Source organism: Cellulomonas algicola (genome assembly GCF_003851725.1).
GTDB classification, from domain to species: Bacteria; Actinomycetota; Actinomycetes; order Actinomycetales; family Cellulomonadaceae; genus Cellulomonas; species Cellulomonas algicola.
This window is the reverse complement of the sequence record NZ_BHYL01000420.1, coordinates 1-4,056: the sequence shown is the minus strand read 5'-3', so window position 1 is coordinate 4,056 and position 4,056 is coordinate 1. Positions and strand designations below refer to the sequence as shown.

Annotated in this window: 5 protein-coding genes; 2 read left to right on the top strand and 3 right to left on the bottom strand. The window is 76.0% G+C overall.

The annotated features are described in order from the left end of the window. Both CTKZ_RS22230 and CTKZ_RS20325 read right to left on the bottom strand, forming a co-directional pair. Positions 1–180, bottom strand: a 180-nt coding sequence (locus CTKZ_RS22230; RefSeq protein WP_210766405.1) for a hypothetical protein, incomplete at its 3' end; no start/stop codon positions are given. Between the two features lie 37 nt (positions 181–217). Continuing rightward, positions 218–631: a nitroreductase family deazaflavin-dependent oxidoreductase gene (locus tag CTKZ_RS20325; protein ID WP_124344604.1), complete on the bottom strand. Its 414-nt coding sequence runs from the start codon at positions 629–631 to the stop codon at positions 218–220. Positions 632–904: 273 nt separating this feature from the next. On the opposite strand from CTKZ_RS20325, the gene CTKZ_RS20320 reads away from it, so the two are divergent. Beyond that, positions 905–1,180, top strand: a complete 276-nt coding sequence (locus CTKZ_RS20320) for an iron-sulfur cluster assembly accessory protein (RefSeq protein WP_124344603.1) — start codon at positions 905–907, stop codon at positions 1,178–1,180. A gap of 130 nt (positions 1,181–1,310) precedes the next feature. Here the strand turns inward: CTKZ_RS20320 and CTKZ_RS22545 are convergent, their stop codons facing one another. Then, complete coding sequence (locus CTKZ_RS22545) at positions 1,311–1,886, bottom strand: TetR/AcrR family transcriptional regulator (RefSeq protein ID WP_124344602.1); 576 nt, start codon at positions 1,884–1,886, stop codon at positions 1,311–1,313. A 75-nt stretch (positions 1,887–1,961) separates the two neighbouring features. Here CTKZ_RS22545 and CTKZ_RS20310 point away from each other — a divergent pair, with 75 nt between their 5' ends. Continuing rightward, a complete protein-coding gene (locus tag CTKZ_RS20310; protein ID WP_200829856.1) occupies positions 1,962–3,929 on the top strand; it encodes an ABC transporter ATP-binding protein in 1,968 nt (655 codons plus the stop codon). Positions 3,930–4,056: the final 127 nt, after the last annotated feature.

Sequence of the window (4,056 nt, the reverse complement as noted above, 5' to 3'; positions counted from 1 at the left end):
CTCCGTGAGCGCGTGCGCCGCGCGCCGCATCCGTGCGGCGAGCGTCCGCCGGCGCGCGACCGCCGCCGGCGGGACCCCGACGGGTGTGCCCGTCGGGGGCGTCGCGGGCGGACGTGCCCCCTGGTCGCGCATGCCGCCTCCCGCGCGTGCGCCCGGGCCGTCCTGCCGGGCGGGTCCCATGGTGCCGGTCCTCCCTCGGATCGTACGGACGGACCGGTCAGGCGTCCCGGTGGGCGGTCCCGGTCGCAGTGCCGACGACCGCGAGCTCGACGAACTCGTCGACATGCAGCACGCGCAGCGCGGCGCGGACGGGTGCGGGCACCAGGCGCGTCCCTGCGTCGCCGCGCAGCCGGACGGGGTCGTCGAGCACGAGGACGCGCCCGGCCCGGACGAGCCGCGCCCCACCGGCGGCGTCGATGTTGTGCAGCCACTGCACGTCGGGGCCGTAGGTGAGCGCCACGACGACGCCGCGCGGGGTCCGGAACGCCATGACGGGGGTCCGGTACCGGCGCCCCGACGAGCGACCGACGTGGTGCAGCGTCGCGAGCGGCGGGACCCGGTCCGAGAAGACCCCCATCACCGGGTTGGTGACGGCCCGGTTCACGCGGGTGATCCAGTGCGGGATGGGCATGGGGTGGACCGTACCGACGCTCCGGCGGCGCGGCACCCGGGGTCCGTCGCAGGCGGCGTCCGAGGGAGCGGGTGCGCAATCTAGGAGGTCGTGCGGGACGGTGCGACCGGGGCGCCCGGCGTGTCGCGATCGGTCTCGCTGGGCGGGACTCGACTTGCCTCCGCGCGCCGGTCCCGCCCACGGTGGAGAGGTCCGCAAGCGCTGCCCCGGCGTCGGACGGCCCCCCGGGTCGACCGCGACGGGGTGGTGTTCCCCGGCACGAGAGGAGCGCCTGTGCTCACCCTGACCGAGAACGCCTGCACCGCCGTCCGGACCCTCACGGAGCGGGCCGGCCTGCCCGACGAGACGGGCGGGCTGCGCATCGCCGAGCAGGACGCGGGAGGCTTCGAGCTCGCGCTCGTCGCCGCGCCTGTGCCCGGCGACGACGTGGTGACGGACGCGGGCGCCCGCGTCTACGTCGACCAGCGCGCCGCGCACACGTTGTCCGCGCAGCGCCTGGACGTGGAGCCGACGGCGAGCGGCTCGAGCTTCACGCTCTCGCCGCAGTGACCCGGGTGCCGCGGTGAGTCCGTGGGCCTGGACCGTCCCCGCTCGCTGAGCGGGACGGCGTCCCCGACGGCGGGGCGGGAGGCGTCACTCCCGCCCCGCCGTTCCGCTGTCCGGGTACCGCGTGGGGGCGTCAGCGCGGCGGTGCGTCCGGCGCCGCGAGCCCCTTGCCGACCGTGAGCAGGAGCTGCGTCACGACGTCGTGCGGGCCGGCGGTGCCCTGCGCGAGCTCGCTCCACGCGGCGTACAGCGACGCCCACACGGTGGTCTGCACCCACGCGGCGCTGAGCCGGGTGTCGAGCGACCCGTCGGCCAGCCCGCGCGTGCACGCGGCGTCGAGCGCGTGCGTGAAGCCGTCGGCCGGGTCGCAGTCCTCGAGCGGCACGACGCCCGTGAAGACGAGCGTCAGCAGGTCGCCGAGTCGCAGGCACTCCTGGCACGCGCGCAGGATCGCGTCGAGCCCGGGCCCGTCGTCGAGCCGGGCGCGGTCGGCGACGCCGGCGAGCCGCGTGCCGGCCTCCTCGGTGACGGCGGCGAGCAGGTCGCCGCGCTCGGGGAAGTAGCGGTGGAGCGTGGTGCGGCCGACGTCGGCGGCGTCGGCGATCTGGCCGAGGCTCGCGCCGGCGTCCTGCGCGAGGGTGCGGATCGCGGCGTCGACGATCGCGCGCCGGGTGCGGGCGCGTGCGCCGCTCGCGATGTCCGTGCTCACGTTCGGACAGTAGCACCGTGTTCCACAGTGGAATCACTGTTGACCGCGATGGAACACCAGTGTTCCACTAGACGCATGCCGCCGACGCCAGCGCCCGCCACCGAGACCCCCGACACCGCCGACCCGCCCCCCGGCGCCGCGACCGCACCTGCCGAGCCCGACCTCCCGCGCGGCGAGCGGCTGCGCATCCTCGTCTCGTTCGCCCGCCCGCACGCGCGCTCGCTGTCCCTCGGGCTGGTCCTGGGCCTCGCCGCGACCGCCATGGGCCTCGCGACCCCGATGGTCACCAAGTGGGTCCTCGACTCGCTCACGGAGTCGGGCGACCTCGCGGCCCCCGTCGGCGTGCTGCTCGCGCTGCTCGTCGTCGGGTCCGCGGTCGGCCTCGCGCAGTGGATCCTCATGGGGACCGTCGCCGAGCGGATCGTCTACGACGCCCGGCGCTCGCTCGTCGACCACTTCCTGCGCGCGACCGTGCCCGCGATCACCCGTCGGCCCGTCGGTGAGCTCGTCACGCGGACCACGTCCGACACCGTGCTGCTGCGCGAGGCCGCGTCGTCGAGCCTCGTGAGCCTGGTCAACGGGACCGTGTCGCTGATCGGGACGCTCGTCCTCATGGCCGTGCTCGACCTCGTGCTGCTCGGCACGACCATCGCGGCGATCGTCGTCGTGGGCGCCGTCATGGCCGTGCTGCTGCCGGGCATCGGGACCGCGCAGCAGGCGTCGCAGGAGTCGATGGGCCGCCTCGGCGGCACGCTCGAGGGCACGCTGCGCGCGGTCCGCACCGTGAAGTCGAGCCGGGCCGAGCGGCGGCAGGGCGACAAGATCCTCGTCGACGCGCAGGGGGCGCGGGACCACGCGATCCGCGCGGTGCGGACCACCGCCGTGGCGTGGACGGTGTCGTGGGGCGGCATCCAGCTCGCGATCGTCGTCATCCTCGGCCTCGGCGCGTGGCGCGTCTCCGAGGGGCTGCTCGCGGTGTCGAGCCTCGTCGCCTTCCTGCTGTACGCGTTCAACATCGTCGGCCCCATCACCGAGCTCACGCAGAGCTTCACGCAGCTCCAGTCCGGCATCGCCGCCGCGGCGCGCATCCGCGAGGTCACCGCGATGGAGACGGAGGAGCCGCCGACCGGCACCGCGGCAGTCGCGTCGTCCGCACCGGCGAGCAGCCGGGCGGGCGCACCGACCGCACCGGGCGCGGCGGTGGCACCGGACGGGCCGGGCGACGCCGGGCAGGACGGCGGGCGCGTGCACGACGGGCGTGCGGAGGCGAGACCGGTGGTCGACGCCTCGCTGCCGGTCGTCGAGCTGCGCGACGTGACCGCCGCGTACGGGCCCGACGCGCCGCCCGCGGTCCGGGACGTGTCGTTCGCGATCCCTCGACGCGGCCACACCGCGCTGGTGGGTCCGTCGGGTGCGGGCAAGACGACGGTCTTCTCGCTGCTGCTGCGCTTCCTCGAGCCCCAGGAGGGGACGCTGCTGCTCGACGGCGTCCCGTTCGCCGAGGTCGGCCACGACGCGCTGCGCGCGAGGTTCGCGTACGTCGAGCAGGAGACCCCCATCGTCCCCGGCACGATCCGCGACAACCTGCTGTTCAGCGCCCCCGACGCGACCGAGGAGGAGGTCGACCGGGTGCTGCGGGCGGTCCGCCTCGACGGCGCGTTCGACGGCCTGCCCGAGGGGCTCGACACGTCGCTGTCCTCGACGTCGGTCTCGGGCGGGCAGCGGCAGCGGATCGCGCTGGCCCGCGCGTTGCTGCGGTCCCCGGAGGTGCTGCTGCTCGACGAGGCGACGGCCCAGGTCGACGGCCTGACGGAGGCGGCGGTGCACGACTGCATCCGGGCTGCGGCCGAGACGGGCGCGGTCGTGACGGTCGCGCACCGCCTGTCGACGGTCGTCGACGCGGACACGATCCTCGTCATGGAGGACGGCCGGGTCCGCGCGTGTGGCACGCACACCGACCTGCTGGCGACCGACGACCTCTACCGCGACCTGGTCGAGGCCCTCCGCATCGGCGTCGAGCTCCCGGCCCGCACCGCCGTCTGACTCGCACCGCACACCCGGGCTCGGCGCCCGGACGCGACGAGACCGCGGCGTCCGCTCGGACCGGCGACGTGGATGTCGCCGTCTCTGCGCGGAGCCGCGGTCTCGGTGGCGGGGGCCCCCCCGGGGG

What these genes read in the sequence shown, in the direction of transcription:
- CTKZ_RS20325 (WP_124344604.1), bottom strand. Translation starts at nt 631, where the DNA reads ATGCCCATCCCGCACTGGATCACCCGCGTGAACCGGGCCGTCACCAAC.
- CTKZ_RS20310 (WP_200829856.1), top strand. Translation starts at nt 1,962, where the DNA reads ATGCCGCCGACGCCAGCGCCCGCCACCGAGACCCCCGACACCGCCGAC.